At 71.7% G+C, this 26393-nt stretch carries 20 protein-coding genes and 1 pseudogene; 7 read left to right on the plus strand and 14 right to left on the minus strand.

The window, feature by feature from the left end:
- Positions 1-149 precede the first annotated feature (149 nt).
- Positions 150-362 (minus strand): hypothetical protein, encoded by a 213-nt coding sequence (locus ACH4K4_RS11735; RefSeq protein WP_398167211.1) that lies wholly within the window; start codon positions 360-362, stop codon positions 150-152.
- 86 nt (positions 363-448) lie between these two features.
- A pseudogene (locus ACH4K4_RS11740) lies at positions 449-953 on the minus strand (aldo/keto reductase); the annotation flags it as partial.
- A gap of 123 nt (positions 954-1076) precedes the next feature.
- Here ACH4K4_RS11740 and ACH4K4_RS11745 point away from each other — a divergent pair.
- The 4 genes from ACH4K4_RS11745 to ACH4K4_RS11760 all read left to right on the plus strand — a co-directional run bounded on the left by ACH4K4_RS11745 (position 1077) and on the right by ACH4K4_RS11760 (position 6290).
- Positions 1077-1874, plus strand: coding sequence for an isoprenyl transferase (locus ACH4K4_RS11745; RefSeq protein ID WP_360127542.1), 798 nt, complete (start codon positions 1077-1079; stop codon positions 1872-1874).
- Between the two features lie 370 nt (positions 1875-2244).
- Entirely contained in the window at positions 2245-3567 is a 1323-nt protein-coding gene (locus ACH4K4_RS11750; protein WP_398166641.1) for a PhoH family protein, read from the plus strand.
- 405 nt (positions 3568-3972) lie between these two features.
- On the plus strand, positions 3973-4674 hold the full coding sequence (locus ACH4K4_RS11755) for a transglycosylase SLT domain-containing protein (protein WP_398166642.1): 702 nt from the start codon (positions 3973-3975) through the stop codon (positions 4672-4674).
- Positions 4675-4823: 149 nt separating this feature from the next.
- Entirely contained in the window at positions 4824-6290 is a 1467-nt protein-coding gene (locus ACH4K4_RS11760) for an AI-2E family transporter (protein WP_398166643.1), read from the plus strand.
- Positions 6291-6338: 48 nt separating this feature from the next.
- On the opposite strand, the gene ACH4K4_RS11765 is transcribed toward ACH4K4_RS11760, so the two are convergent.
- The 3 genes from ACH4K4_RS11765 to ACH4K4_RS11775 form a co-directional block, all read right to left on the minus strand.
- On the minus strand, positions 6339-8054 hold the full coding sequence (locus ACH4K4_RS11765; RefSeq protein ID WP_398166645.1) for an alpha/beta hydrolase: 1716 nt from the start codon (positions 8052-8054) through the stop codon (positions 6339-6341).
- 89 nt (positions 8055-8143) lie between these two features.
- Positions 8144-8677 carry an alkyl hydroperoxide reductase gene (locus ACH4K4_RS11770; protein WP_398166647.1) on the minus strand — a complete coding sequence of 178 codons (534 nt, stop codon included), beginning with the start codon at positions 8675-8677 and terminating at the stop codon, positions 8144-8146.
- A gap of 35 nt (positions 8678-8712) precedes the next feature.
- On the minus strand, positions 8713-9267 hold the full coding sequence (locus tag ACH4K4_RS11775) for a peroxiredoxin (protein ID WP_398166648.1): 555 nt from the start codon (positions 9265-9267) through the stop codon (positions 8713-8715).
- A gap of 325 nt (positions 9268-9592) precedes the next feature.
- On the opposite strand from ACH4K4_RS11775, the gene ACH4K4_RS11780 reads away from it, so the two are divergent.
- Positions 9593-9940 carry an Lsr2 family protein gene (locus ACH4K4_RS11780; RefSeq protein WP_398166650.1) on the plus strand — a complete coding sequence of 116 codons (348 nt, stop codon included), beginning with the start codon at positions 9593-9595 and terminating at the stop codon, positions 9938-9940.
- Positions 9941-10494: 554 nt separating this feature from the next.
- Positions 10495-11451 carry a LysR substrate-binding domain-containing protein gene (locus tag ACH4K4_RS11785; RefSeq protein WP_398166652.1) on the plus strand — a complete coding sequence of 319 codons (957 nt, stop codon included), beginning with the start codon at positions 10495-10497 and terminating at the stop codon, positions 11449-11451.
- 26 nt (positions 11452-11477) lie between these two features.
- Here the strand turns inward: ACH4K4_RS11785 and ACH4K4_RS11790 are convergent, their stop codons facing one another.
- The 8 genes from ACH4K4_RS11790 to ACH4K4_RS11825 all read right to left on the minus strand — a co-directional run bounded on the left by ACH4K4_RS11790 (position 11478) and on the right by ACH4K4_RS11825 (position 22284).
- A complete protein-coding gene (locus ACH4K4_RS11790; protein ID WP_398166654.1) occupies positions 11478-13850 on the minus strand; it encodes an FtsX-like permease family protein in 2373 nt (790 codons plus the stop codon).
- 8 nt (positions 13851-13858) lie between these two features.
- Positions 13859-16303 carry an FtsX-like permease family protein gene (locus ACH4K4_RS11795; protein ID WP_398166656.1) on the minus strand — a complete coding sequence of 815 codons (2445 nt, stop codon included), beginning with the start codon at positions 16301-16303 and terminating at the stop codon, positions 13859-13861.
- A 55-nt stretch (positions 16304-16358) separates the two neighbouring features.
- Positions 16359-17048, minus strand: coding sequence for an ABC transporter ATP-binding protein (locus ACH4K4_RS11800; RefSeq protein ID WP_398166657.1), 690 nt, complete (start codon positions 17046-17048; stop codon positions 16359-16361).
- Positions 17045-17569: a PadR family transcriptional regulator gene (locus ACH4K4_RS11805; RefSeq protein ID WP_398166659.1), complete on the minus strand. Its 525-nt coding sequence runs from the start codon at positions 17567-17569 to the stop codon at positions 17045-17047. Before ACH4K4_RS11805 ends, ACH4K4_RS11800 begins: the two co-directional genes overlap by 4 nt.
- 107 nt (positions 17570-17676) lie before the next feature.
- Entirely contained in the window at positions 17677-20091 is a 2415-nt protein-coding gene (locus tag ACH4K4_RS11810; protein ID WP_398166661.1) for an ABC transporter permease, read from the minus strand.
- Complete coding sequence (locus ACH4K4_RS11815; RefSeq protein ID WP_398166663.1) at positions 20088-20774, minus strand: ABC transporter ATP-binding protein; 687 nt, start codon at positions 20772-20774, stop codon at positions 20088-20090. The genes ACH4K4_RS11810 and ACH4K4_RS11815 overlap by 4 nt, the downstream gene beginning before the upstream one ends.
- Positions 20775-21001: 227 nt before the next feature.
- Entirely contained in the window at positions 21002-21310 is a 309-nt protein-coding gene (locus ACH4K4_RS11820) for a hypothetical protein (protein WP_398029611.1), read from the minus strand.
- A complete protein-coding gene (locus ACH4K4_RS11825; protein WP_398166665.1) occupies positions 21307-22284 on the minus strand; it encodes an SPFH domain-containing protein in 978 nt (325 codons plus the stop codon). Before ACH4K4_RS11825 ends, ACH4K4_RS11820 begins: the two co-directional genes overlap by 4 nt.
- 268 nt (positions 22285-22552) lie before the next feature.
- Between ACH4K4_RS11825 and ACH4K4_RS11830 the strand changes: the two genes are divergently transcribed.
- Positions 22553-24799 (plus strand): transglycosylase domain-containing protein, encoded by a 2247-nt coding sequence (locus ACH4K4_RS11830; protein ID WP_398166666.1) that lies wholly within the window; start codon positions 22553-22555, stop codon positions 24797-24799.
- Between the two features lie 107 nt (positions 24800-24906).
- On the opposite strand, the gene ACH4K4_RS11835 is transcribed toward ACH4K4_RS11830, so the two are convergent.
- Complete coding sequence (locus ACH4K4_RS11835) at positions 24907-26370, minus strand: catalase (protein ID WP_398166668.1); 1464 nt, start codon at positions 26368-26370, stop codon at positions 24907-24909.
- Positions 26371-26393: the final 23 nt, after the last annotated feature.

Consider the following 26393-nt stretch of genomic DNA (forward strand, 5'->3'; position numbering starts at 1 on the left):
AAAAAACTGCCGGCGCCGTTCCGGGCGAAGATGCACTGAGCACCCCCTCGATGGGGTTATGGTGGAAACCCCCCCTCGGGCCGGTCCGTATCCCCCCCACGGACCGGCCCGCTTTTTTGTGCCCGCGTCCGGATCTCGCCATGATCACTTCAGGCGGGGTTGCGCACACAGAACGTACGAACATCTCTACGGAACGTGCGGGCCGTTCCCTGGAGGCGCCGCGGACCGAACAGAATCAGCCGCGCTTGGGCCCGGATGTTGACACCATCGGTCGTCTTCGCGAATTCCTCGATCTCGGACGATTCCTCATCCGTGATCTGCGGAGCGCCCATCGCCGCGATGTCCGCCTCCAGTTGCGCCATGCCGCTCGCGCCCCGATCGGCGCCGATGCCATCCGCTCGTCCCGCAGGGCCCACAACGGTGCCGGCCGGGCCGGGGGTGCCCGCGGCGCGCCCATCGACTCTTCCGGCGGGGTGCCGGGATCGAATCGGTGCGAATAGCAGATGTCGACGTAATCGACGCCCATCCGCTTCAGGGGCGCATCCGGTGACGAGATCAGGTATTTCCGTTAACCCCATTCCCGTACGGCCGGGGGCGCATGAGATATCCGGCCTTCGCGGAGAGGATGATCTCGTCGCGGTAGGGCCGGAAGTCCCGAAAGAAGATCTTTCCGTAGTCCGGTTCGGCCGAACCGGGCGGCGGCCCCCGTAGTTGCTCGCCAGGTCGGCGGGACCCCCGGACGGAGTTCACCGAAGTCCTCGGGAGACGGTGACGCCCAGGTCGAAGGCGCGGCGCAGGATCGCCCACCGGGACTCCGAGGTGCGGTTGTCGCCGGAGTTGTGCCACAGTCCCCGTGCGGCGGCGGGAAGTCCGGGTCCGCTGGGGCCGGTGCGGCGGTACTCCACCGAGTCGTAGCGCGTTTCCGCCGCATTGCGGGGAGAGGCGCCGGTCATGGTCATCTCCCTATCACGGAGTTGTGACACACCTGATTGGGTCGCCGGGACATCCGCGACGTAAAGTTGCCGACTTGAGGCGACGGGGGCGACCGCCATTTGCACGGAGGGGCTGGACCACACATGCTGCGATCTTCCGGGGTGCGTATCCCGTACCCGCCTGCGTTGCGCAACCTCGTCTACCGGCTCTACGCCCGCCGGGTCGAAGGCCGCCTCGACCATGCCCAGGTCCCCAAGCACATCGGCGTCATCCTCGACGGCAACCGCCGCTGGGCGCGGGCCGACGGCCGCACCACGGTGCAGGGCCACCAGGCCGGCGCCGACAAGATCACCGAGCTGCTGGGCTGGTGCGAGGAGACCGACGTCGAGGTCGTCACGCTGTGGCTGCTGTCGACCGACAACCTCGACCGGCCCGAGAAGGAACTGACCCCGCTGCTGGGGATCATCGAGAACACCGTGCGCGGCCTGGCCGCCGACGGCCGCTGGCGGGTGCACCACGTCGGCAACCGCGACCTGCTGCCCGCCGGCACCCAGCGGGTGCTGAAGGAGGCCGAGGAGGCCACCACCGACCACACCGGTGTACTGGTGAACGTCGCCGTCGGCTACGGCGGCCGGCAGGAGATCGCGGACGCGGTGCGCTCGCTGCTGCTGGAGCACGCCGAGCGCGGCACCTCCTTCGAGGAACTCGCCGACGTCGTCGACATCGACCTCATCTCCGAGCACCTCTACACCCGCGGCCAGCCGGACCCGGACCTGGTGATCCGCACCAGCGGCGAGCAGCGGCTGTCGGGCTTCATGCTCTGGCAGAGCGCCCACTCGGAGTACTACTTCTGCGAGGTCTTCTGGCCCGCCTTCCGCAAGGTCGACTTCCTGCGCGCCCTGCGCGACTACGCTGCCCGCCACCGGCGTTACGGCTTTTAGGCCACCCGGCCGGCCCCTCCCGGCACGGGATCACACTCGCGCCAAATCCGTAACCAAGCGTTCACCGACCGTGCGTCATATGCCATTGCATGGGTGTGCTCGTTCGCGGGAATATCCCTTCCAGGTCGGTATCCGGCAGGACCAGTCATCGGATGCCGTATCTCAGCGGACGGCACGGGGCCGTCCGCCCGGGAGGCCCTTTGCGCATCACGGACGACCGTGCGGACAGCACGGACGACGCGGAGGGCCGGCGCTCGGCCCGTGCATCGTGGCCCGAGCCCGGCCCCGTCGCCCGCCGCCTGACGGCGCGGCGGCTCCACTTCCGCGACGCCGTCGCACCCCGACCTCATCCGAGGGGGTACGTCCACCCGTGGTGAACAGCAAGCAGCGCCGTGAGAACGGCCGGCGCACCTATGTCCTCGACACCAGCGTGCTGCTGGCGGACCCAGGCTCCATGTCCCGCTTCGACGAGCACGAGGTCGTGCTGCCGGTCGTCGTGGTCACCGAACTGGAGGCCAAGAGGCATCATCCGGAACTCGGCTACTTCGCCCGGCAGGCGCTGCGCCTGCTCGACGAGTACAGGGTGCGGTACGGGCGGCTGGACGCCCCGATCCCCATCGGGGAGCTGGGCGGAACCCTCAGGGTCGAGCTGAACCACGCCGACCCCGGCGTGCTGCCGGCCGGCTTCCGCCTGGGCGACAACGACTCGCGGATCCTCGCGGTGGCCCGCAACCTCCAGGCGGAGGGCTACGACGTCACGGTCGTCTCCAAGGACCTGCCGCTGCGCATCAAGGCGTCGGCGGTGGGCCTGCTGGCGGAGGAGTACCGCGCCGAACTGGCCATCACCGACTCCGGCTGGACGGGCATGGCGGAGCTGGGCGCCACCGCCGAGCAGATCGACGGCCTCTTCGCCGAGGAGAGCGTCTTCCTCCCGGAGGCCGCCGGACTGCCCGTGCACACCGGGCTGGTGCTCCAGTCCGAGCGGGGCAAGGCACTCGGGCGGGTCACGGCCGACGGCAGCGTACGGCTGGTGCGCGGCGACCGGGAGGTCTTCGGCATCCACGGGCGCAGCGCCGAGCAGCGCATCGCGCTCGACCTGCTGCTCGACCCGGAGGTCGGCATCGTCTCGATGGGCGGGCGGGCCGGTACGGGCAAGTCGGCGCTGGCGCTCTGCGCGGGCCTGGAAGCGGTGCTGGAGCGGCGCCAGCACCGCAAGGTGATGGTCTTCCGGCCGCTGTACGCGGTCGGCGGTCAGGAGCTGGGCTATCTGCCGGGCACCGAGGCCGAGAAGATGAGCCCGTGGGCCCAGGCCGTCTTCGACACGCTGTCGGCGGTGACCACCTCGGAGGTCATCGAAGAGGTGGTGGGCCGCGGCATGCTGGAGGTGATGCCGCTGACCCACATCCGCGGCCGGTCGCTGCACGACGCGTTCGTCATCGTCGACGAGGCCCAATCGCTGGAGCGCAACGTACTGCTGACGGTGCTGTCCAGGATCGGCGCGAACTCGCGTGTCGTGCTGACCCACGACGTCGCACAGCGCGACAATCTGCGGGTCGGCCGGTACGACGGCGTGGTCGCGGTCGTCGAGAAGCTCAAGGGCCACCCGCTGTTCGCGCACGTCACCCTCACCCGTTCGGAGCGGTCGCCGATCGCGGCGCTGGTGACCGAAATGCTGGAGGACGGCCGGATCTGACCCCATGTGGAATGCGGCGCCGTCCGGCAGGGGCGCAGGAGCTTAGCCGGGCGGCGCCGCGTTGCGCGGGCATTTCCGCAAATCCCCTGCTGCAAACGGGGTGTGAGCTTTCACACGCAACGATGAATTGATTCCGCGCGTCCGGTTCGGGCAGAGTCTGGGTCCTGTCAGGCCCCGCATACGGCACACCAGCACCCCCAGCGGTGCGGAACCCCGAGAACTGCATAGCGTCGCCGTATGCCGCCCGAGCACCACGCGGACCCCGAGGGGGACGTACCGGGCCAGTGCCTCCCGTGACCAGCCGTCCCCACCGCTCAATCGGGGCCGGAACAAGGGGAGACCAGCGCCAGGGGCACGATTGCGTCCGCGAGGTCACCTATGCGGACGATGCTGGAAGGAATGCGTGTGAGCCGGATTTCGGTCCGGGGATTCGCCGTGGCCTCCGCCACCGCGGTCACCACCGTCGGCGCCGTTGTCGGTGTCGCGTCAGGTCAGGAGCAGGGCTCGGTCGCCCACACCGAGGCCGCCGCGGCCGACGCGACGATCGCCGACATACCTGCGGGCCAGCAGGCCCAGGTGCAGACGGCCTCCCTGACGCGACAGGCGGACGAGGCATCCACCCAGGCGGACGCCGCCGCGCTGAAGTCCGCGCAGGAGTCGGCCCGCAAGGCCGCCGCCCAGGACGCGCAGGACAAGAAGGACGCGGCCGACAAGAAGGCCAAGGCCGAGCAGGACGCCAAGGAGCGCGAGAAGGAGAAGGAAGCCTCCCGCTCCGCCGCGCGTGACGCGAGCAGCTTCACCGCCAAGGCGTCGTACTCGATAGCCGAGACGCAGGCGATCGCCCGGCAGATGCTGCCGGCCGACCAGTTCCAGTGCTTCAGCAACATCGTGGACCACGAGTCCGGCTGGAACTACCGCGCCACCAACGCCTCCTCCGGCGCCTACGGCCTCGTCCAGGCGCTGCCCGGCACCAAGATGGCCTCCGCGGGCTCCGACTGGCGGACCAACCCGGCCACCCAGATCAAATGGGGGCTGAACTACATGAACAGCCGCTACAACAGCCCCTGCGGCGCCTGGTCCTTCTGGCAGAACAACCACTGGTACTAGAACGCGTGGGCGGAACACCGCGTAAGGTGGTCCGCCTCTCCGCTTCGTACGCGAAACCCCCGGCCGCGACGGCGTCGGGGGTTTTGTGCGTCCCGCACCGGTAACGTCGTCCTGACAGCACCGGGGGCGGGAGGGGAAGAGGAAGCGACATGTCCAGATTGCCTCAGTGGGTCGGTGGCCTCGGCGCCGGTCTGACGCGCCTCGCGCAGCGGCTGGAGGACCAGCGCCGGCGCGCGGAGGCCATGGAGGTCCCCCCTGGAGGGGGCCCGTCGGACTCCTTGGGGGAAGCGGAGGGCCACCCGGAAGAGCTGAGGCCCGCCGGGCACGCGGCCGGGGAGCGGACGCCGCCCAAGGACGTGTACGGGCCGGCCGGCGGCGCGGGGGCCGCCGGTCCGGGTACCGCGCAGGAAGCGCAGCAGCGGCAGCCGGACTCGGTCCCGGCCCCGCCGACGTACGCGCCCGCCGTCGCGCCACGGCCCGACCCGGTGGCCGCCGTGCCGTGGGGCGTGCGGGTCGCCGCCGAAGCGAGCTGGCGGCTGCTCGTGCTGGCCGGGACGATCTGGGTGCTGGCCAAGGCCATCACCTCCATCCAGCTGGTGGTGCTGGCGTTCGTCGCGGCGCTGCTGATCACCGCGCTGCTCCAGCCCACCGTCGCCTGGCTCAAGCGCCGCGGCCTGCCGCGCGGGCTGGCGACGGCCCTGACGTTCATCGCCGGGTTCGTCGTCATGGGCCTGGTGGGCTGGTTCGTCGTATGGCAGGTCCAGGACAACATCGACTCGGTGTCCAGCCGTATCCAGGAAGGCATCACCGAGCTCAAGGGCTGGCTCCTGAAGAGCCCGTTCCATGTGACCGAGGACCAGATCAACAACATCGCCAAGAACCTCCAGGAGGCCGTCGGCGCCAACACGGAGGCGATCACCTCGGCCGGCCTGGAGGGCGTCACGGTCGTCCTGGAGGTGCTCACCGGCATCCTGCTGGCGATGTTCACCACGCTCTTCCTGCTGTACGACGGCCGGCGCATCTGGAACTGGGTGCTCCGGCTCGTGCCGAGCGCGGCGCGCGAGGGCGTGGCGGGCGCCGGGCCACGCGCCTGGCGTACGCTGACCGCCTACGTGCGCGGGACGGTGATAGTGGCACTGATCGACGCCATCTTCATCGGCATCGGCATCTACTTCCTCGACGTGCCGCTTGCCGTGCCGCTCGCCGTCTTCATCTTCCTGTTCGCCTTCATCCCGCTGGTGGGCGCGGTGGTCTCGGGCGCGCTGGCGTGCGTGGTCGCGCTGGTGACGCAGGGCGTCTTCGCGTCGCTGATGGTGCTCGCGGTGGTGCTGGCGGTGCAGCAGATCGAGGGCCACATCCTCCAGCCCTTCATCCTGGGCCGCGCGGTACGGGTCCACCCGCTCGCCGTCATCCTGTCGGTGGCCGCGGGCGGGCTGATCGCCGGCATCGGCGGCGCGGTGGTCGCGGTGCCGCTGGTGGCGGTCACCAACACCGTCGTCGGCTATCTGCGCTCGTACTCCAGGGAACAGGCCCTCAGGATGACGCCGCCCCCGCACGGCGCCACGGCCCTCGACGTCGCGCCGACCCAGCCGCCGGGCACCGAACCGCTGAAGTAACGGTCCGCCGGAGTAACGGTCCGGCACGCCGGGAAGGCGCGCGGCGCTTCAGTACGGCGCGTCCTTCCCGGCCTCGTACGCCCGCAGCCGGGCGGTGTCCCGGCCGGTCCAGCCCGGCGGCGGGACGACCGCCGCCCAGCCGTCCACCGCGCCGGTTCCGTACCGGTGCCCGTGCGGCGGCGGCGCGCCGAAGGAGACCGCCAGATCGACGGTGGTCTGCCAGAAGGTGATGACCGGCAAGAAGTGCATCTCGTCGGTGACGTCCGGGCCGAGCGGCCGGTCCAGCCAGGCGGGCCGGTGGAAGAGCAGGTCGGGGGACCACCAGACCACGGGGTCCGAGGCGTTCTGGAGGTAGACCACCCGGGGGTGCTCCCACGGGCCGTCCGGGCGCTTGAGGTCGCGGTGCGGGTACTGCGCGAAGCGGACGTGCCGCCCGTGGTCGTACACCGGCCGCCACACCGGGCTGCCGGGATCGCGCCCGGCGGTCACCTGGTTCCAGACGGGGCTGACGTTGGGCGGCCCGGCCAGCAGCGCGCCGTCCACCTTGCCGAGCATGTCGTCCAGCCCGTCGAAGCCCGCCTCGGTCGCGTACGTGCCGAGGCTCTCGCCGCCGACCACCAGCTTGGGCCGGTCGCCGGCGGGCAGCGTCGACCACTTGGCGTACACCGCGTCGAACACCGCGCGGGCGTCCCGCGCCGCCTTCTCCTTGTCGACGAGGAAGGAGATCCAGGACGGCAGGTACGAGTACTGGGTGGCGACGATCGCGGAGTCGCCGCCGTACATGTACTCCAGCGGCTCCGGCATCCGCGGGTCCACCCAGCCGCTGCCCGTCGTGCCGATCAGCGCCAGCACCTTGCGGTCAAAGCCGCCGGTGCGCTCCAGTTCCTGTACGGCGAGGTCGGCGGTGCGCCGGAAATGTGCGCCGCCGTCCTCCTGTTCGCCGACGTACACGCGCACCGGGTCCTTGGCGGGGCGGCCGGTGAAGGCGGCGATGTCCTGTTTGCGGGGCACCGAGCCGACGAAGTTGCGGCCCTCGGCGCCCAGTTCTTCCCAGTCGACGACGGAGGTGGGGCCGCCGGAGACGTACGCGGAGGGCGGCCGGGTGATGCCGTCGGCGGTGCTCAGGTTGGCGGCCTTGGAGATCCGGTCGACGATGTCGATGAAGCCGCGTTCGTACAGGACGTCCTTGGAACCGACGGCGACCAGGAGGGCGGTCAGCGTCACGCCGATCGCGTACGCGGCCGGGCGCGGCACCCAGCGGCCGAAGAACCGGGCGAGCCGGCGGGCCAGCAGGCGTACGCAGCGGGCGAGGAGCACGAACAGCGCGCAGACCGCCACCGCGAGCAGGATGATCACCGGCGTGTGCCAGACCAGGGAGGGCTCGACCTCCTGGAGGCGGCGCAGGCGGCGCTGCGCGTGGGCGCTCCAGGAGACGGCCGCCGTGGACAGCGCGATGCCGAGGACGTGGAAGGCCAGCCAGCAGCGGGCGCGGGTGCGTTCGGTGGGGCGGCGCCGGCACAGCGCGCGGAAGAGGCTGCTCGCCGCGGCTCCGGCGGCGTAGCCGATGGCGGCGGTGATGCCGCCGACCAGGCCTTGGAGGTACCAGGGGCGGGGGAGCAGCGACGGGGTGAGGGAGAGCCAGAAGAAGAGCGCCGCGACGCAGCTCGCGGTGAGGTCGGGCCAGCGCCGGACGAGCCAGGAGGGGTCGGGGGCGTCCCGGTACGGGTGCTTGAGCCACCGGACGAGAAGGTGCAGCGCGGACATTTGCCCCATTATGCGCAAAGCCCCGCGGACTCGTGGTCCGCGGGGCTCTGTCGTTCCGGCCGGGCGCCCGCCGGGCGCCTCCGGTTCACCTATTCGGCGAGGACGGCCTCGGCGTCGAGGGTGGCGCCGACGGCCTGGAGCACGGAAGCGATCTTGATGGCCTCAAGGATCGTCTCGCGGTCCACGCCCGCCTTGCGCAGCACCTGCTCGTGCGAGTCCAGGCACATGCCGCAGCCGTTGATGGCCGAGACGGCCAGCGACCACAGCTCGAAGTCGACCTTCTCCACGCCCGGGTTGCCGATGACGTTCATCCGCAGGCCGGCGCGCATCGTGCCGTACTCCGGGTCCGACAGCAGGTGCCGGGTCCGGTAGAACACGTTGTTCATCGCCATGATGGCGGCGGCGGACTTGGCCGCGGCGTACGCCTCGTCGGAGAGGTTGGCCTTGGCCTCCGGCTCCAGCTCGCGCAGCACCTTCGGCGAGCGCGAGGCGATCGCGCAGGCCAGGACGGTGCCCCACAGCTGCTGCTTGGGCAGCTCGCTGTTGCCGATCACCGAACCGAGGTTCAGCTTCAGGTCCTTGGCGAAGTCCGGAACGGCGGACTTCAGTTCATCGAGAGCCATGACGGATCTCCTTCCGGTTCGCTGCTAGCCGCGCTTCACTCGCCCGAGAGCAGCGCGACCGGGTCGAGGGTCTCCTCGCCCTTGCTCCAGTTGCAGGGGCACAGCTCGTCGGTCTGCAGCGCGTCGAGGACCCGCAGGACCTCCTTGGGGTTACGGCCGACGGAACCGGCGGTCACCATGGTGAACTGGATCTCGTTGTTCTGGTCGACGATGAAGACGGCACGCTGCGCGAAGCCGTCCTCGCCCTCGATGCCGAGCGCGCGCATCAGCTCGTGCTTGGAGTCGGCCATCATCGGGAAGGGCAGGTCGGTCAGGTCCGGGTGGTCCTTGCGCCAGGCGTGGTGCACGAACTCGGAGTCACCGGAGAAGCCGAGGATCTGGGCGTCGCGGTCGGCGAACTCGTCGTTCAGCTTGCCGAAGGCGGCGATCTCCGTGGGGCAGACGAAGGTGAAGTCCTTGGGCCAGGCGAAGACGATCTTCCACTTGCCTTCGTAGGTCTTGTGGTTGATCTGCTCGAACTCCTTGCCGCTCTCCAGCGACACGCAGGCGGTCAGATCGAACTCGGGGAACTTGTCACCGACAGTGAGCACAGGCTCTCCTTCGTGTGCCGTAAGTCCGTTACAGGGCTTACGCGAGGGGTTGGACGGGTCCCCACACTGCCACAGGCAACATTGATCAGGGAAATAGCTAGATCAAGCCTCGTTGATCGGTGCTGGCTATCAGTGGTCCGGAGGGCGGCTCCGGTGGGCCGAGTGATCGGGCGGCGGCCGGGGTCGTGCGTAACAATGCCGGATCGGTCGAAAAGGGACACTAAACCAAGAAATCCACCGGCTATCTCCGAAACGATGTTCCCCGGGCCGGGAAGCTCGCCAAAGATTCGACAAATCGCGAGCCGTGAGACGTACAATCACCCGCATGGCACAGAAGATCGTCACTATTTACACGGATGACCTCACCGGTGAAGAATCCGCCGAGGCCGCAACGCACACTCTCGCGGTGGACGGTATTGCCTACGAGGTCGACCTCACTCCGGACAGCTACGACAAGCTGCTGGAGGCCATCGGTCCGTTCCTGAAGGCCGGGCGCCGCACCGGGCGTATCAAGGCGGGCGCCGCCCCGCGCAAGACGGGCGCCGCCGCGTCCGCCGGTTCGGGCGAGACCGCGAAGATCCGCGCCTGGGCCAAGGAGAACGGCTATGAGGTGAACGAGCGCGGCCGTGTGTCGGCCGATATCCGTGAGGCGTACCAGAACGCCAACAAGTAGGCATTGCGGGCGCCGGTCATTGTCGCCGGGGCCGGAACGGCATTCGATGTGTTCCGGCCCGCGGCCCGGCTGACCGTGCAGGTGGCAGCAGGGGTGCCGGGGAAACGGCGTCGACTGCCGCCGTCCGAATTGCGGCCGGTCGCGGCCGTCGAAAATCGGAAACGGCACGTATCCGGAACGGATCGTATACGGAGCGGTGCCGTATCGGAAGCGGTGGGGGAGACGGCTCTGCGGCGCCCCGGCAGAAAGTGGCGGGTGGGACGGCCTGGTGCCGCCCGGGGAATGCGGCGCGGACCCGGAGAATCCGAGCCGGTGCACGTCGCGGCCAATCTCCCGGCGATCGCCGGAAAACGCTCCGCGGGATTCCCTGCCGTGGTAATGCCCGCGCCGCTCTCCCGGCCCGCGCCGGCGGACGCGGGCGCCGAAACCCGCGGGTAACGCGATGCGGCATTCGACGGGCCGGCCGCCCGTACCCGCCACCCGGAAAGTCCGCATTCCGCGGGACGCGCCCGAGCGCCATTAGACTGGATCGCGTTGATCGGAGGTGGCTATCGGTGGCGTCCCCCTCGCACGCCGGGGCCCGGCCGCGGCAGCCCAGCCTGGCGCAGCTGCGTGCCTTCGTCGCCGTGGCCGAACACCTGCACTTCCGTGAGGCGGCGGCCGAGATCGGCATGAGCCAGCCCGCGCTGTCCGGTGCCGTCTCCGCCCTGGAGGAGGCCCTCGGGGTGCAGCTGCTGGAGCGTACGACCCGCAAGGTGCTGCTCTCGCCGGCGGGGGAACGGGTCGCGGCCCGGGCCCGTACCGTCCTGGAGGCGGTCGGTGACCTGCTGGAGGAGGCGGAGGCGGCCCGCGCGCCGTTCACCGGCGTACTGCGGCTCGGCGTGATCCCGACCGTGGCCCCCTATCTGCTGCCGACCGTCCTGCGGCTGGTGCGCGACCGGTACCCGGACCTCGACCTCCAGGTGCACGAGGAGCAGACCGGCTCCCTCCTGGACGGGCTCCAGCAGGGACGGCTGGACCTGCTGCTGCTCGCCGTGCCGCTGGGCGCCCCCACCATCGCCGAACTGCCGCTTTTCGACGAGGACTTCGTGCTGGTCGCGCCCAAGGACCACTGGCTGGGCGGGCGCGGGGACATCCCGCGCGAGGCGCTCAAGGACATGGACCTGCTGCTGCTGGACGAGGGGCACTGCCTGCGCGACCAGGCGCTGGACATCTGCCGGGAGGCGGGCCGCGAGGAGGGCGCGCCGGTGACGACCAGCGCGGCGGGGCTCTCCACCCTGGTGCAGCTGGTCGCGGGCGGCCTGGGAGTGACGCTGCTGCCGCGCACCGCGCTGCGCGTCGAGACCGCGCGCAACGACCAGCTGACGACCGGGTACTTCGCCGACCCGGCGCCGTCGCGGCGGATCGCGCTGGCGATGCGGGCGGGCGCCGCCCGCCAGGCCGAGTTCGAGGAGTTCGCGGCCGCGCTGCGGGAGGCGATGAAGGGCCTGCCGGTACGGATCGCGGAGTAGCAGCCCGTACCGCCTACACGTACCGCCTACTCCGTCCGCAGCCCCTCCGGCCGCATCAGCCGCCACAGCAGCGGCAGGCTGAGCGCGGTCACCGCGAGGATCACCGCGCCGGCCGTGCCGGTGAGGACGGCGATGCCGGTCCAGTCCGGCAGCACCGGGCGGTTGACCAGGTGCAGCAGCAGGACGCCGAGGCCCAGGCCGCAGCCGACCGCCAGGGCCAGGCCGAGTACGACGGGCACGGCGGTCTGCCACAGCACCGACCGGCCGAGCGTGCCGCGCGGTGTTCCGTGGGCGTCGAGGACGGACAGCAGCCGTCCGCGGTCCCGCAGTTGCTCCAGTGCGGAGAGGAGCAGGCCGCCGCCGATGAGGCACAGCACGGCCACCGCACCGGCCTGGAGCGCCGAGCGGACCATGTCGTACAGGCCGGGCGTGCCCCCGGCGCCCCCCGTCGGCAGCACGCCCAGGCGCGGGTCGATCCGCGCCGCCGTATTGCGTACGTACTCGATCGCGTCCGGCCGGTCCGGGTCGAGGTGCACCTCGACCTCGGTGAGCGGGGCCCGCAGCAGCGCGGGGTCCAGGGCGCCGGGCGTGGCGAGGACGTTGGCGCCGTGCAGGGAGAAGAAGCTGTCGCGTGCGGCGACGGTGCGTGCGGTGTCCGGGACCGTCCAGGAGGCGGGGTGCCCGCCGGGCGCCGGGGCGACGGCCAGCCGGGCGCCGGGGGCCGGAAGCGGCGCCGTGTCTTCCGGCATGTCGCCGACCCGGGTCAGGAACACGTCTCCGTCGGCGCACCGGTCGACCCTGGCCATCCGGCGCAGCGCGTCACAGTCGGCGACGGCCAGCCGGTACGGCTCCGGGTCGTACACGCCGTCCGCCCTGTTGGGCCGGGCCGGCACCGGGCCCGCGCCGTCGATCAACGCGCCGTACGCCTCCCGCACGCCGGTGGTCTCCCGCAGCCGGTGGTACGCCTCCGGGGCACGCGACGCGGGCAGCACCCGCTGCCAAGAGGCGACCTGCACCTGGTTGCCGTCGGACGGGCGGTACGGTTCGGGCAGGTCGTTCGTCCCGATACCGGCCAGCAGCAACTGCACCGCGACGGCCCCGGCGACCGCCACGGTGATGCCGCTGACGGAGCGGGCGGCGGCAGTCGTGCTCAACTGGAGGCGCCGCGCGGCGAGCTGCCAGGACGGTACGCCGCCTCCGCCGAACCGGGAGACCGAGGCGTCCAGCAGCCACGGCAGCACCGCAGCGACACCCAGCAGGAGCAGCGAGGTGCCGGCGGCCACCTGGATCCCGGCCCAGGTGCCCACCGTCGTGCCGCGGACCGCCGCCGGCCACAGCAGCGCGGCGCCCGCCGCGGGCGTCAGCAGCCGCCACCACAGGCGGCGCCGCACCACCGGCGCCGACCGGGTCACGCCGAGCGGCTCGACCGTGACCCGGCGCATCGTGAACAGGGCGACGCCGACCGAAACGACCGGAACGGCCAGCACGACCAGGGCGGCCGGCCACGGGTCGGGCACGACGTCGCGGGGAAAGACGCCGAGGCCCAGCACCCGTATCCGGGCCAGCGGGTACCGGGCGGCGAGAAAGAGGACGGCGCCGGCCAGCAGGCCCAGCAGCGACCCGGCCAGCGCCTCGCCGGCCGCGATCCGCCGGGTCGTGGACCGGTCGGTGCCCACCAGCCGCAGCGCCGCCAGCCGCCGGTCCCGGCGCTCACCGCCGAAGCGCACGGCGGCCGCGATGAACACGGCCACCGGGGCGAGCAGCGCGACGGACCCGACGAGGAGCGCCGTCACCAGCTGCGGGTTGGTGGTGAAGGGCGCGTCGACGTCGCGTCCGAAGGAGGCGATCCGTGCCGCTTCGGGGCCGGCGCCGGAGAGCCGGTCCGTCCCCCGGTAGTACGCGAGTTCGCCCGGCCCGGCCAGCCCCTCGTCGCCGATGCGCCCCACGACGCGGACGTCGGCGAAGCGCTCGCGCAGCACCGCGCCGTCCGGGGAGGCCAGCAGGTCGGCGAGGGCTGGTGAGACGACCATCTCGCCGGGCCCCGGCAGGCGCGGTACGCCGGGCGGGAGGGCGGGCCGGTCCCCTTCGGGCTGCACCAGGCGCCCGCGTACGTTCTGTTGGTGGTAGCCGCTGTCGGTCCGGGCGACCAGCACCGTGCGGGCGGAGGCGGGCGAGGTGCGGGTCAGGGTGTCGTCGCGGGCGTGGTCGCGGGCGACGGCGGTGCCGACGGCGTGCGGCACGGCCGCGGCGACCAGCAGTACGGCGACGCCCAGCCCCACTCCCAGCGCGGTCAGGGCCGTACGGATCCAGCCCGCACGGCCGCCGCTGACCGCGAAGCGCGCCCCCATGGCGACGTCGCGGCACCAGCGGCGGACCGGGCGCCGTCGGTGGTCGTACACCTGTCGGTTCACTCCGTTCGCAGGCCGTCCGGCCGCATCATCCGCCACAGCGGCGGGAGGCTGAGCAGGGTCACGAGGAGGACCACCACGCCGCCGGCGCCCGCCATGCCGGCCACCACCGGCCAGTCCACGAACACCGAACTGTCGATCATCCGGAGCAGCAGCGTGCCCAGCGCCAGCCCGCCCGCCACGGCGAGCGCCAGGCCCAGCGCCACCGGGATCGCGGTCTGCCACATGACCGACCAGCCGAGGACGGCGCGCCGGGTGCCGAACGCGTCCAGCGCCGACAGCAGGCGCCGGTGCTCGTACAGCTGCTCGACGGTGGAGACGACCAGGCCCGCGCCGATCAGCAGCAGGGTGATCACGGCGCCGGCGAACAGGCAGGTGCGCAGGCTCTCGTACTGGCCGTCGTGCCGGTTCTCGGCCATCGAGACCACGGCCAGCGTCGGGTCGACGCGCGCGGCGGTGGTGCGGATGTGTTCCAGTGTGTCCGGCTCGTCCGCGTCGTAACCGGCCGTCAGGTGCATCAGCGGGCGGTGGATACGGCCGATGTCCACCGCGGACGGGGTGATCAGGATGCCGTGGACGGCCAGGCCGTCGGTGTCCGCCCTGGCGTGCACGACGCGGGCCGAGGCGGGCAGCGTCCACAGCTGCGGCGGGCGGGCGGGCCCGGTGCCCTCGGGCGGGTCGAGGTTGAGCCGGGCTCCCGGCTTGGCGAAGGGGACATTGGCCAGGTTGTCGGTGAGGAAGACGTCGCCGTCCGCACAGGAGCCGAGGTCGGCCAGCCGGGCCAGTTCGGCGCAGTCGCCGACCGTGACATGGGCGCTGTCCGTCATGCGGAAGTCGCTGCCTTCCATGACACGGCCCCGGTCGCCCGCCGCCGAGACGGACGTCTCGATGGTGCCGCCCGCCCAGCGGACCCCGTCGGTCTCGCGCAGCTGCCGGACCGCGTCACGGGTCTGCCGCCAGCCGTCGGCGCCCCCGGTCATCTCGACCACCGGGCGGCCGGTACGGGCGTAGCTGTCCGCGAAGCCGGCCTGCATGCCGGTGAAGAGCATGTGGACGGCGATGGCCCCGGCGACCGCGACGGTGATGCCGCCGACCGCGCGGGTGGCCGCGCCGCTGTTCAGCTGGAGCCGGCGGGTGGCCAGCTGCCAGGGGACCGGGCCGCCGCGCAGCCGCCGGACCACCGCTTCGACCAGCCACGGCAGCAGCGCGGTGACACCGAGCAGCAGCAGCGTCGCGCCGATCGCGAGCCGGGAGGTGTTGAGCGCGCTGTCCACCCGGTCGCCGTCGCGCGAGACGGTGAGCAGCAGCCCGGCGCCGGCCAGCGGCACCAGCGGGCGCCACCACAGCCGGCGGCGCACGGCCGGCCGGTTGCGGACGACGCCCAGCGGTTCGACGGTCACCCCGCGCTGCGCGAACAGCGTGACCAGGACGGCGGCCGACGGCACCAGTACCGCGATCAGCGTGGCCAGCACCGGGTCGGGGGCGACGTCCGACGGGAAGACGTTGATGTCCCACAGGGTGACGACCGAGGCGAACTGCCGGCCCCCGAGGAAGAACGCGGCGCCGAGCACCAGGCCCGCCAGCGAGCCGAGCAGCACCTCGCCGGCGGCGATCCGGCGGGTCGTACGGATGTCCGTGCCGATCAGGCGCAGCGCGGCGAGCCGGTGGTCGCGGCGTTCGCCGCCGAACCGTACGGAGGTACCGATGAAGACCATGACCGGCGTCAGCAGCGCCACACACGTCATGATCACCAGCACCACCGCGGGGGCCCGCATCGGGCGGTCGACGTACCGCGAACCGAAGTGGTCGATGCGGGAGGCGAGCCGCTCGGTCAGCGTGCCGCTGCCCGCGAGGTAGGTCAGCTCGGCCGGGCCCTGGAGTCCGGCGTCACCGATGGTGCCGACCACGCGGTACGGCAGCCGTTCGCGCAGCGCCTTGCCGCCGGGGGAGTCCAGCAGCTCCTTGAGGCCGGGTGAGACCAGCATGGTGCCGGGTCCGGGGAGCGCGGCGACCCCCGGTGGCTTCGGCGGGTGGGCCCCGTCGGGCCGGACGAGCCTGCCGCGGATGTTCTGGTGGTGGAAGCGGGTGTCGGCGTGGGCGTACAGCAGCGTGTCGTCGGCGGGCCGCGGCTCGTGCTCCTGGCCCAGGTTCTCGCGCGCCTTCTCCCGGCCGTGCCAGGAGTCGAGCAGCGAGGGCACCGAAGCGCCGAGCAGCAGTACGGCGACGCCGAGGCCGACGCCGACGGCGTTCAGCACCGTGCGGATCCAGCCCTCGCGGCCGCCGCCGGCCGCGAAGCGCAGCCCCATGACCAGGTCACGGGCCCAGGCGGCGGGGCCGGTGGGCGGGGAGTGGGGCACGGCCGGGAGCGTGGGCCGGCGGTGACCGCCCGGCGGGGCGCCGCGCCCGGCGCGTCCGCCGTTGGTGCGCGGGCCGAGCAAGGTCATCCGGCGGTGCCGATCGGGGCGCGGGCGGCGGCCGGGCCGGGTGCCGCGGCCGGGCTCATATGAGGCCCGCCAGCATGTCCTTCACCTTGCCGTCGCGGACGACGATCTCGCGGTCGGAGTAGGCGGCGACCCGGGCCTCGTGGGTGACCAGGACGACGGCGGCGTTGGTGTCGCGCGCCGCGTCGGTCAGCAGGCTCATCACGCGTTCGCCGTTGAGGGAGTCGAGGGCGCCGGTGGGTTCGTCGGCGAAGATCACGCGGGGGCGGGCGGCGAGGGCGCGGGCGACCGCGACGCGCTGGCCCTGGCCGCCGGAGACCTCGCCGGGCCGCTTGGCCCCGGTGTCCTCGACCTCCAGGCGCTCCAGCCACTCGCGGGCGTGCCGCTGCGCCTCCTTGCGCTTGACGCCGTTCAGGCGCAGCGGCAGCGCCACGTTCTCCAGGCAGGTCAGTTCGGGGACCAGCTGGCCGAACTGGAAGACGAAGCCGAAGTCGGAGCGGCGCAGGGCGCTGCGCTGCGCGTCGCTCAGCCGCGTCACGTCGTGGTCGCCGTAGCGGACGGTGCCGGAGTCCGGCAGGACGATGCCCGCCAGGCAGTGCAGCAGGGTTGATTTTCCGGAGCCCGAGGGGCCCATGACGGCGACGACCTCGCCGGGGTGGATGGAGAAGTCCACTCCGTCCAGCGCGGAGGTCTGCCCGTACGCCTTGTGCAGTCCCTCGGCGGCCAGCAGCGAGCCCGCGGGCATCACGAGGCGATCACCGAGGCCAGCTTGTCCAGGCGCGCCGCGGTCAGCTCCAGCCAGCGCAGGTCGGCCTCCAGGTGGAACAGGGCGTGGTCGCAGATGAGCTGGTCGGCGAGGTCGCCCTTGCGCTTGCGCTCGGTCAGGCCGCGCATCAGCCGCAGGTGCTCGGTGCGCTGGGTGTCCAGCAGCTCGGCGGCGTCGCGGCCGGTGAGCAGCGCGAGGACCACTTTCGTGTAGAGCGTCGACTGGAGGTACGGCTCGGGCTTCTCGGGCCGGGCCAGCCACTGGGCGACGTCGGTGACGCCGGCGTCCGTGATGGCGTAGCGCTTGCGCTCGGGTCCCGCGCCCGCCTCGACGCCGTCCACCTCGACGAGGCCGTTCTTCAGCAGCCGGGACATGGTCGAGTAGACCTGTCCGTAGTGCAGCGGGCGGTCGTGGCCGAAGTGCTCGTCGAACGCCCGCTTGAGGTCGTAGCCATGGCGGGGGCCGGATTCCAGGAGGCCCAGAAGCGTATGACCGATTGACATGCCGACCACCTTACTTCGTACGTACAGCCACGGTGTATACGCGGAGCACATAGCCCCGCGCCGCTCCCGGGGCCCGCGTGCCGCGGGCCCCGGGAGCGGCTGATGGGTCACTCCGTACGCAGCCCGTCCGCGCGCATCATGCGCCACAGCGGCGGCATGCTGAGCAGCGTGACGAGCAGCACCAGACCGGCGCCGACCAGCGGCAGCGGCCACACCGCCGACCAGTCCATGCCGCTCTGGCCGGTCAGCGTCAGCAGCACCCGGCCGAGCCCGAGGCCGCCGGCGACCGCGAGCGCCAGGCCGAGGGCCATGGGGATGGCGGTCTGCCACAGCACCGACCAGGCGAGCGTGCCGCGCCGGGTGCCGAAGGCCACCAGGACCGACAGCAGACGGCGGCGTTCGCGCAGCTGCTCCAGGGTGGTGACCAGCATGCTGGCGGCGATCAGCACCATGGTCGCGACGGACGCGATCAGCAGGCCGTTGCGCACGCTCGCGAAGCGCGGGTCGGCCTTGGTGTTCGACAGCTGGAAGACGTTGGCCGCCAGGTCGATGCGGGCCGCGGTGTTGCGGGCGTGCTCGGCGGCGTCCGGGACGGCCGGGTCCAGCCGCACCATGGCCTGCGCCATGGGATGGTCCAGCTTCTTGACGTCGACCGCTCCCGGGGTGGCGAACAGGCCGGCGGTCCGGTCGCCGTTCGGGTCGAGCCGGGCGGCGATCTTGGGGATCGTCCGGGGCAGGGTCCACACGCTGGGCTTGCCCTTGATCTTGCCGGCTTCGTCGATTCCGTTGAGGAGCACCCCGGCACCGGGGCGTACGACCTTGGGCAGTTCCTCGTCGACGTAGGAGTCGGGATCCCCGTTCTCGACCTGGAAGACGTCGCCGTCCTTGCACGAGGCGGGGCGGGCGACCTCGCGCAGGGTCTCGCAGCTGCCGACCGTGAGCGAGGCGCTCGGCGGGCGGCCCGCTTCGTTGCGCTCCTTGCCGGCGGAGGAGACCAGCGACCGGACGGTGGCGATGGTGCCGCTGACCCCCTCGGTCCCGCGGAATTCGTCGATCATCTTCTGTGTGGCGGCGCCGTCCCTGGCCGGCAGGATCACCTGGAGTTGCGCACGGGACGCGTCCTGGCCGGTGGCCTTGACGTAGTCGCTGCCGACGGAGGCGAACAGCATCTGAAGCGCGATGGCACCGGCCACGGCGACGGTGATGCCGCTGACCGCGCGGGCCGCGCTGCTGCTGCTCAGCTGGAGCCTGCGGGTGGCCAGCTGCCAGGGGACCGGGCCGCTGTGCAGGCGCGCCACGACCGCTTCCACCAGCCAGGGCAGCAGCATGGTCAGGCCCAGCAGCGTCAGGATCGCGCCGCCGCCGATCTGGAACGCGTTGATGGACCGCGCGTTCTCGTCGATGCGGCCGTACGCCGCCAGCATTCCCAGCCCCACGAGCGGGATCGGCAGCCGCCACCACACCCGGCGCCGGCGCGGGACGGCGCTGCGCACGACGCCCAGCGGCTCGATGGCGATGCCGCGCAGCGCGAAGAGCGTGACGGCGACGGCGGACGCCGGTACGGCCAGCGCGATCAGGACGGCCAGGGCGGGCACCGGTGTCATGTCGGCGGGGAAGGCGTTCAGGCTGTTGATGCCGATCGCGTCGATGAACTGCCGCCCGGTCAGGAACAGCCCGACGCCCACGACCAGTCCGAACAGCGAACCGAGCAGGGCCTCGCCGCCGGCGACCCGGCGCGTCATGCGGTTGTCGGCGCCCACCAGGCGCAGCGCGGCCAGCCGCCGGTCGCGGCGCTCGCCGCCGAAGCGGACGGCGGTGGCGATGAAGATGGACACCGGCATCAGCAGGACGATGCAGCCCACGAGGACGAGCGCCAGCAGGATCGGGTCCATCGGCGGGGTCTCGTCGTGCGTCCCGAAGGAGGCGACGCGGGTGGCGCCGGATTCCGGCGTCAGGCCGGCGCTGCCCGCGTAGTAGTAGTGCTCGTACGGGCCGATCAGGCCCGCGTCACCGATGGTGCCGACCACCCGCCACGGCAGCCGGTCGTGCAGCAGCTTGCCGTCCGGCGACTCCAGCAGCTTCTTCAGTACGGGCGAGACCACCACCTCGCCGGGGCCGGGCATCTTGTCCACGCCGGGCGGCAGCACGGGGTGGTTGCCGTCAGGGCGCAGGAGGACGCCGTCCACGTCCGTTCCGCGGAACTTCGATCCCAGCTTCTGGTACAGGACGGTGCTGTCGGAGGACTTCGCCTGCTTCTCGGAGTACTGGATGTCGCGCGCGTGGCCGCGGTCGGTGCGGTTGGCCAGCAGGTTCGGTACGGAGGAGGCGCCCAGCAGCAGCGCCACGCCGAGGCCGACGCCGATGGCGGTCAGCGCCGTGCGGGTCCAGCCCTCGCGGCCGCTGGCGACGGCGAAGCGCATGCCCATGACGAGGTCGCGGACCCAGGCGGCGAGGCCGGCCGGGGCCTTGGCGGGGGATCCGCCGTGGTCCGTGGCGCCGGGGCGGTGGTCGACGGCGGTCATACGGTGCCCGCCATTTCCCTGGCCTTGCCGTCGCGGACGACGATCTCGCGGTCGGAGTAGGCGGCGACCCGGGCTTCGTGGGTGACCAGGACGACGGCGGCGTTGGTGCTGCGCGCCGCGTCGGTCAGCAGGCTCATCACGCGTTCGCCGTTGAGGGAGTCGAGGGCGCCGGTGGGTTCGTCGGCGAAGATCACGCGGGGGCGGGCGGCGAGGGCGCGGGCGACCGCGACGCGCTGGCCCTGGCCGCCGGAGACCTCGCCGGGCCGCTTGGCCCGGACCTCGCCGACCTCCAGCCGCTCCAGCCACTCCAGTGAGCGCGCCTCGGCCTCCTTGCGCTTGACGCCGTTCAGGCGCAGCGGCAGCGCCACGTTCTCGACGCAGGTCAGTTCGGGGACCAGCTGGCCGAACTGGAAGACGAAGCCGAAGTCGGAGCGGCGCAGGGCGCTGCGCTGCGCGTCGGACATCCGGGTGAGGTCGCGCGAGTCGTAGAGCACGCTGCCGGAGTCCGGGCGGACGATCCCGGCCAGGCAGTGCAGCAGCGTCGATTTGCCGGAGCCCGAGGGGCCCATGACGGCCACGACCTCGCCGGGGTGGATGGAGAACTCCGCGCCGTCGAGCGCGGGGGTCGAGCCGTACGCCTTGTGCAGCGCGCTGGCCCTGAGAAGAGAACCGGCCGGGGTCATACGAGGGCCTCCGATGGTGCGGACAGGTGCCGTCCCGGCAGGGCCGGGGGCGCTGCCGGAGGACGCGTCCGGGGCGTACCGGGTGGGGTTCCCAGCGTGCCCCAGTGGACATGACGGCACTCTACATGGCGTGTATACCTGCGGTGTATACCGGCTCGCGAAACGCCGGGAGCCCCGCCTCGTACCCGGGGCTCCCGGCATCCGGCGCCACGCGCGCGGCCCGGCCACTACGGAGGCTCCGGCTCCCCGGGCTCCGCGGCCTTCGGTGGCCGGCCCCGCCGGGGCAGGGCACCCGCGCCCTTCGGCAGCCGGCCCGCGTCCGCCAGGGCCTTGCGCAGCAGGAATTCGATCTGCGCGTTGGCGCTGCGCAGCTCGTCGTCGGCCCAGCGCGCGAGCGCGTCGTGCACCAGCGGGTCGAGCCGCAGCAGCATCTGCTTGCGCCGCTGCGGCCGCCGCTTGGGCGCCGGGTCCTCGTCCGCCGGTCCGGCGGCCCCGGAAGCGTCCCTGGGCGCTTCCGGGGAGCCGCCCTCGCTCACTGGTAGAGGGATCCGGTGTTCAGTACGGGCTGCGCGGCGCGGTCGCCGCACAGCACCACCATCAGATTGCTCACCATGGCCGCCTTCCGTTCCTCGTCCAGTTCCACGATGTCCTGCTCGCTGATGCGGGCGAGCGCCATCTCGACCATGCCGACCGCGCCCTCGACGATCTGCTGGCGGGCCGCCACGACGGCGCCGGCCTGCTGCCGCTGGAGCATCGCCGAGGCGATCTCCGGCGCGTACGCGAGGTGGCTGAAGCGGGACTCGATGATCCGTACGCCCGCGGCGTGCACCCGGGCGGTCAGCTCGACCGCCAGCTTCTCGGTGATCTCCTCGGCGTTGCCGCGCAGCGACAGGGCGTCCTCGTCGTGCGCGTCGTACGGGTACTCGATCGCGATGTGCCGCACGGCCGCCTCGGTCTGGGTGGCGACGAACTCCAGGAAGTCGTCCACCTCGAAGAGCGCCTGCGCGGTGTCCTCGACCTTCCACACGACGATGGAGGCCAGCTCGATCGGGTTGCCGTAGGCGTCGTTGACCTTCAGGACCGCGGTCTCGTGGTTGCGCACGCGGGTGGAGATCTTGCGGGCGGTGGTGAGCGGGTTGACCCAGCGCAGGCCGTCCTCGCGGATGGTGCCGACATAGCGCCCGAAGAGCTGGATGACCCGGGCCTCGCCGGGGGCGACCATCTTCACCCCGGTCATGCAGAACAGCGAGCCCACCAGCAGCAGGACGCCGACGATGACCAGCGGCACGCCCGCCGCCTTGTTCCCGCCCGAGGCGAGTACGCCACCACCGATGATCATGCCCAGCCCGGCGAACGCGCCGAGGACGGTGAGCAGCAGGCCGAGGCCGCCCGGGATGCTGTGCGCCACCGTCTCGCGTACCCGGGGCTGCGGCATCTCCGGGGCGTCGGCCGCGAGGCCGGCGCCGCCGTTCGTCCCGTCGCCGCCGCCGGCCGGTGTCTGGTCGGTCATGCTCTCTCCCCGTTTCTCGTCGGCCGCCGCCTGGTCGGTGCGGCGGCCGGTGCCGTGTCTTCCTACGTGCTGTCGCCAGCTTATCAAAGTGCTATCACTTTAAGAGCCTTCTCAGGCTGGTACGGCATCCTCCGTGGAACGGTTCCCCCAGGCCGGGTGCTCTTTGTCACGTCGGGAAAAGCCTTGATCGATGAGCATTTGTTGACAGATGCGGTGTTAGCTTCGTGAGCTGAGTATTGGGGGCGGAACGACTGGAGTTGCGGGAGCGATGGGGCGAGCGGACGCGAGGCGAGCGGCTCAGGGGCGTAAACGCCGGGCGAAGTCGAAGGGCAAGAAAGGCGGCATACGCCGCTTCTTCACCTGGAAGAAGCTCCTCGGGGCCTTCCTCGGCGTGTGCCTGCTGGGCATCCTCGGCTTCGTCGGCCTGTACCTGTACGTGGACGTGCCCGACGAGGCCAACGCCGACGCCACCCTCCAGAGCAACGTCTACAAGTACGCCGACGGCTCGATCATGGCCCGCAAGGGCGCGAAGAACCGCGAGATGGTCAAGATCGACCAGGTCCCCGAGCCCGTCCAGCACGCCTTCGTCGCGGCCGAGAACAAGACCTTCTACCAGGACTCGGGCGTCGACATGAAGGGCACCCTGCGCGGCATCCTCAACACCCTCAGGGGCCAGGGCAAGCAGGGCGGCTCCACCATCACCCAGCAGTACGTCAAGAACTACTACCTGAGCCAGGAACAGACGGTCAGCCGCAAGCTGCAGGAGATCGTCATCTCCCTGAAGGTCGACAACAAGCTCGACAAGAAGGACATCCTCGCCGGGTACATGAACACCAGCTACTACGGCCGCGGCGCCTACGGCATCCAGGCCGCCGCCCAGGCGTACTACGGCGTGGACGTGGACAAGCTGACGGTCAGCCAGGGCGCCTACCTGGCCTCCCTGCTCCAGGCGCCGAGCCAGTACGACTGGGCCATCGCCTCCGACGCCGGCAAGAAGCGGGTGCAGGAGCGCTGGGCGTACACCCTCGACAACATGGTCGAGATGAAGTGGCTGAGCGCCGACGACCGGCAGAAGCAGAAGTTCCAGGAGCCCAACAAGCCCAAGCCGCTGCCCGGCGTGGCCGGCCAGATCGGCTACTTCATCAACGCCGCCAACGACGAGCTGATCGCCAAGGGCGTCGACGAGAAGGAGCTGATGGCCGGCGGCTGGAACATCACCCTGGGCATCGACAAGAAGAAGCAGCAGGAACTGGAGAAGGCCGTCAAGCGCAAGCTCACCGACGACCTCGACCCGGCCCGCCGCAAGGTGGACGCGGACGCCCAGCTCGGCGCCGTCTCGGTCGATCCGGGCAACGGGCGCGTGGTGGCCATGTACGGCGGCGCGGGCTACACCAAGCACTACCGCAACAACGCGACCCGCGTGGACTACCAGCCTGCCTCCACCTTCAAGCCGCTGGTCCTCGCCTCGGCCCTGGAGAACCACGCCAAGACCCAGTCCGGCGTCCCGATCACGCCCGACACGGTCTACGACGGCCGCAACCGCCGCCCGGTCGTGGGCAAGAGCGGCCCCGTCGGCTTCGCGCCGCCCAACGAGGACGAGCACTCGTACGGGAAGATCACCGTCCAGCAGGCCACCAACAACTCCGTCAACGCCGTCTTCGCGCAGATGGGCGTGGACGTGGGCCTGGACGAGGTCAAGAAGACCGCCGTCGGCCTGGGCCTGGACGGCAAGATGCCGGTCAAGCCCGCCATGACGCTCGGCACCATGGGCGCCAGCCCGCTCCAGATGGCCGGCGCCTACGCCACCCTCGACAACCACGGCAAGAAGGTCGAGCCGGCCCTCGTCGTCAAGGCCGAGCACGGCTCGCAGGAGACCGAGTTGCCCGACCCCGTCGGCGCCCAGGTGATGACCCGCGGCACCGCCGACACCGTCACCTCCGTGCTGCGCGGCGTGGTCAACGACGGTACGGCCAAGTCCGCGATCGGCAACACCAGCTACCAGGCGGCGGGCAAGACCGGCACCTCCGACGACAACAAGTCGGCCTGGTTCGTCGGCTACACGCCCAAGCTGGTCACCGCGGTCGGCATGTTCGGCGAGGAGGCCAAGGGCGGCAAGCAGGTCACGCTCAAGGGCACCGGCGGCGGCGGTCGCGTCAACGGCGGCGGCTACCCGGCCGAGGTCTGGGCCGCGTACACCGCCGCCGCGATCGGCGACGACTCCGGGGGCAAGTTCGACCTGGACACCGACCTCGGCGCCGGGGTGGCACCGGCCAACACCCCGCAGCCGACCGTCACCCCCTCGCAGACGCCGACCCAGAGCCCGTCGCACTCCCCGTCGCAGACGCCGTCGCACTCCCCGTCGCAAACGCCGTCGCAGACGCCGTCCCAGACGCCGTCGCGTACCCCGTCGCGGACGCCCTCGAAGCCGACGGAGACGCCTCCGGCCAGCCCGACGGCCGACGGTGGCGGCAGCGGCCGCAACAACCGGCCGGGCGGCTTCGACGACTTCGGGTGACGGCCGCCTGACACCGCCGTGCCGTGGCCCCCACCACCTGGTGGGGGCCACGGCCTTTTCGCGTCCGGTCTTTTCGCGTACGGGCGGGCCGCCGGTACGGGCCCGGCTCAGCCGCCGTCGAACCGCGCGGCGATCCGGTCGCCGAGCGCCTTGTCGACGTTGCGCCAGTACTGGAGGGCGCGCAGCAGCACCGGGCGGCTCACGCCCTGCGACAGGTGCCCGACGATGTTGTCCACCAGCCGGCTCCGCGCGGCGTCGTCCAGCACCTGCCGCACCTGGGTGCCGGCCTGGCTCCAGTCGTCGTCGTCGCGGCGCAGCCTGTATGCCTCGCGCACCATCTCGCCCGCCGAGTGCCAGCCCGCCGGGTCGCCGAAGTTGCGCGTGTCGGCCGCCGGGCCGCCGTATGAGTTCGGCGCGTACACCGCCCCCGTGTGCGCCGGTTCGTAGCGCATCGGGCCGTCCTTCGCGTAGGAGCTGACCGTGGCGTGCGGGCGGTTCGGCGGCAGCTGCGCGTAGTTCGGGCCGATGCGGTAGCGGTGGGTGTCCGGGTAGGAGAACAGCCGCCCCAGCAGCATCTTGTCCGGCGAGGGGCCGATGCCCGGCACCATGTTGGACGGCTCGAACGCGGCCTGCTCGATGTGGACGAAGAAGTCCTCCGGGTTGCGGTCCAGCGTCATCCGGCCGACCTCGATGAGCGGGTAGTCGCCGTGCGGCCACACCTTGGTCAGGTCGAACGGGTTGAAACGGTAGTCCGGCGCGTCGTCGAACGGCATGACCTGCACGTACATCGTCCACGTGGGGGCGTCGCCGGCCGCGATGGAATCGTGCAGGTCGCGGCGGTGCAGATCGGCGTCCTCGCCCGCCAGCCGGTCGGCGTCCTCCTGGGTGAGGAAGTCGACGCCCTGGTCGGTCTTGATGTGGTACTTGATCCAGAACCGCTCGCCGCCGCCGTTGACCCACATGTACGTGTGCGAGCCGTAGCCGTTCATGTGACGGTACGTCTTCGGGATGCCGCGGTCGCCCATCAGCCAGGTGACCATGTGGGCCGACTCGGGCGACAGCGTCCAGAAGTCCCACTGCATGTCGTGGTCGCGCAGCCCGCTGTCGGGGCGGCGCTTCTGCGAGCGGATGAAGTCCTGGAACTTGATCGTGTCCCGCACGAAGAAGATCGGCGTGTTGTTGCCGACCAGGTCGTAGTTGCCGAGCTCGGTGTAGAACTTCAGCGCGAAGCCGCGGGGGTCGCGCCAGGTGTCCGGCGAGCCCTGTTCGCCCGCGACCGTCGAGAAGCGGGCCAGCATCTCGGTGCGGCGGCCCGGCTGGAAGAGGTCCGCCTTGGTGAACTGGCTCACGTCGTTGGTCACTTCGAAGAAGCCGTACGCGCCGCTGCCCTTGGCGTGCACCACCCGCTCGGGCACCCGTTCGCGGTTGAACTGGGCCATCTTCTCGATGAGGTAGTGGTCCTGGAGCAGGAGCGGGCCGTCCGGGCCGACGGAGAGCGAGTGCTCGTCGCTCTCGACCGGGATGCCGGCGTTGTTGGTCGTACGCGGGACGTCGTGCGCGGAACTGGTCATGAAGGAGCGCCTCCCGGAGGTGG

Source organism: Streptomyces sp. NPDC017529, assembly GCF_044329785.1.
Lineage (GTDB): Bacteria > Actinomycetota > Actinomycetes > Streptomycetales > Streptomycetaceae > Streptomyces.

Bases quoted from the DNA above. Each gene is read 5' to 3' on its own strand.
- ACH4K4_RS11735 (WP_398167211.1), bottom strand. From the start codon at position 362: ATGGCGCAACTGGAGGCGGACATCGCGGCGATGGGCGCTCCGCAGATC.
- ACH4K4_RS11745 (WP_360127542.1), top strand. From the start codon at position 1,077: ATGCTGCGATCTTCCGGGGTGCGTATCCCGTACCCGCCTGCGTTGCGC.
- ACH4K4_RS11760 (WP_398166643.1), top strand. From the start codon at position 4,824: ATGTCCAGATTGCCTCAGTGGGTCGGTGGCCTCGGCGCCGGTCTGACG.
- ACH4K4_RS11765 (WP_398166645.1), bottom strand. From the start codon at position 8,054: ATGTCCGCGCTGCACCTTCTCGTCCGGTGGCTCAAGCACCCGTACCGG.
- ACH4K4_RS11770 (WP_398166647.1), bottom strand. From the start codon at position 8,677: ATGGCTCTCGATGAACTGAAGTCCGCCGTTCCGGACTTCGCCAAGGAC.
- ACH4K4_RS11780 (WP_398166650.1), top strand. From the start codon at position 9,593: ATGGCACAGAAGATCGTCACTATTTACACGGATGACCTCACCGGTGAA.
- ACH4K4_RS11795 (WP_398166656.1), bottom strand. From the start codon at position 16,303: ATGACCTTGCTCGGCCCGCGCACCAACGGCGGACGCGCCGGGCGCGGC.
- ACH4K4_RS11805 (WP_398166659.1), bottom strand. From the start codon at position 17,569: ATGTCAATCGGTCATACGCTTCTGGGCCTCCTGGAATCCGGCCCCCGC.
- ACH4K4_RS11810 (WP_398166661.1), bottom strand. From the start codon at position 20,091: ATGACCGCCGTCGACCACCGCCCCGGCGCCACGGACCACGGCGGATCC.
- ACH4K4_RS11815 (WP_398166663.1), bottom strand. From the start codon at position 20,774: ATGACCCCGGCCGGTTCTCTTCTCAGGGCCAGCGCGCTGCACAAGGCG.
- ACH4K4_RS11825 (WP_398166665.1), bottom strand. From the start codon at position 22,284: ATGACCGACCAGACACCGGCCGGCGGCGGCGACGGGACGAACGGCGGC.
- ACH4K4_RS11830 (WP_398166666.1), top strand. From the start codon at position 22,553: ATGGGGCGAGCGGACGCGAGGCGAGCGGCTCAGGGGCGTAAACGCCGG.
- ACH4K4_RS11835 (WP_398166668.1), bottom strand. From the start codon at position 26,370: ATGACCAGTTCCGCGCACGACGTCCCGCGTACGACCAACAACGCCGGC.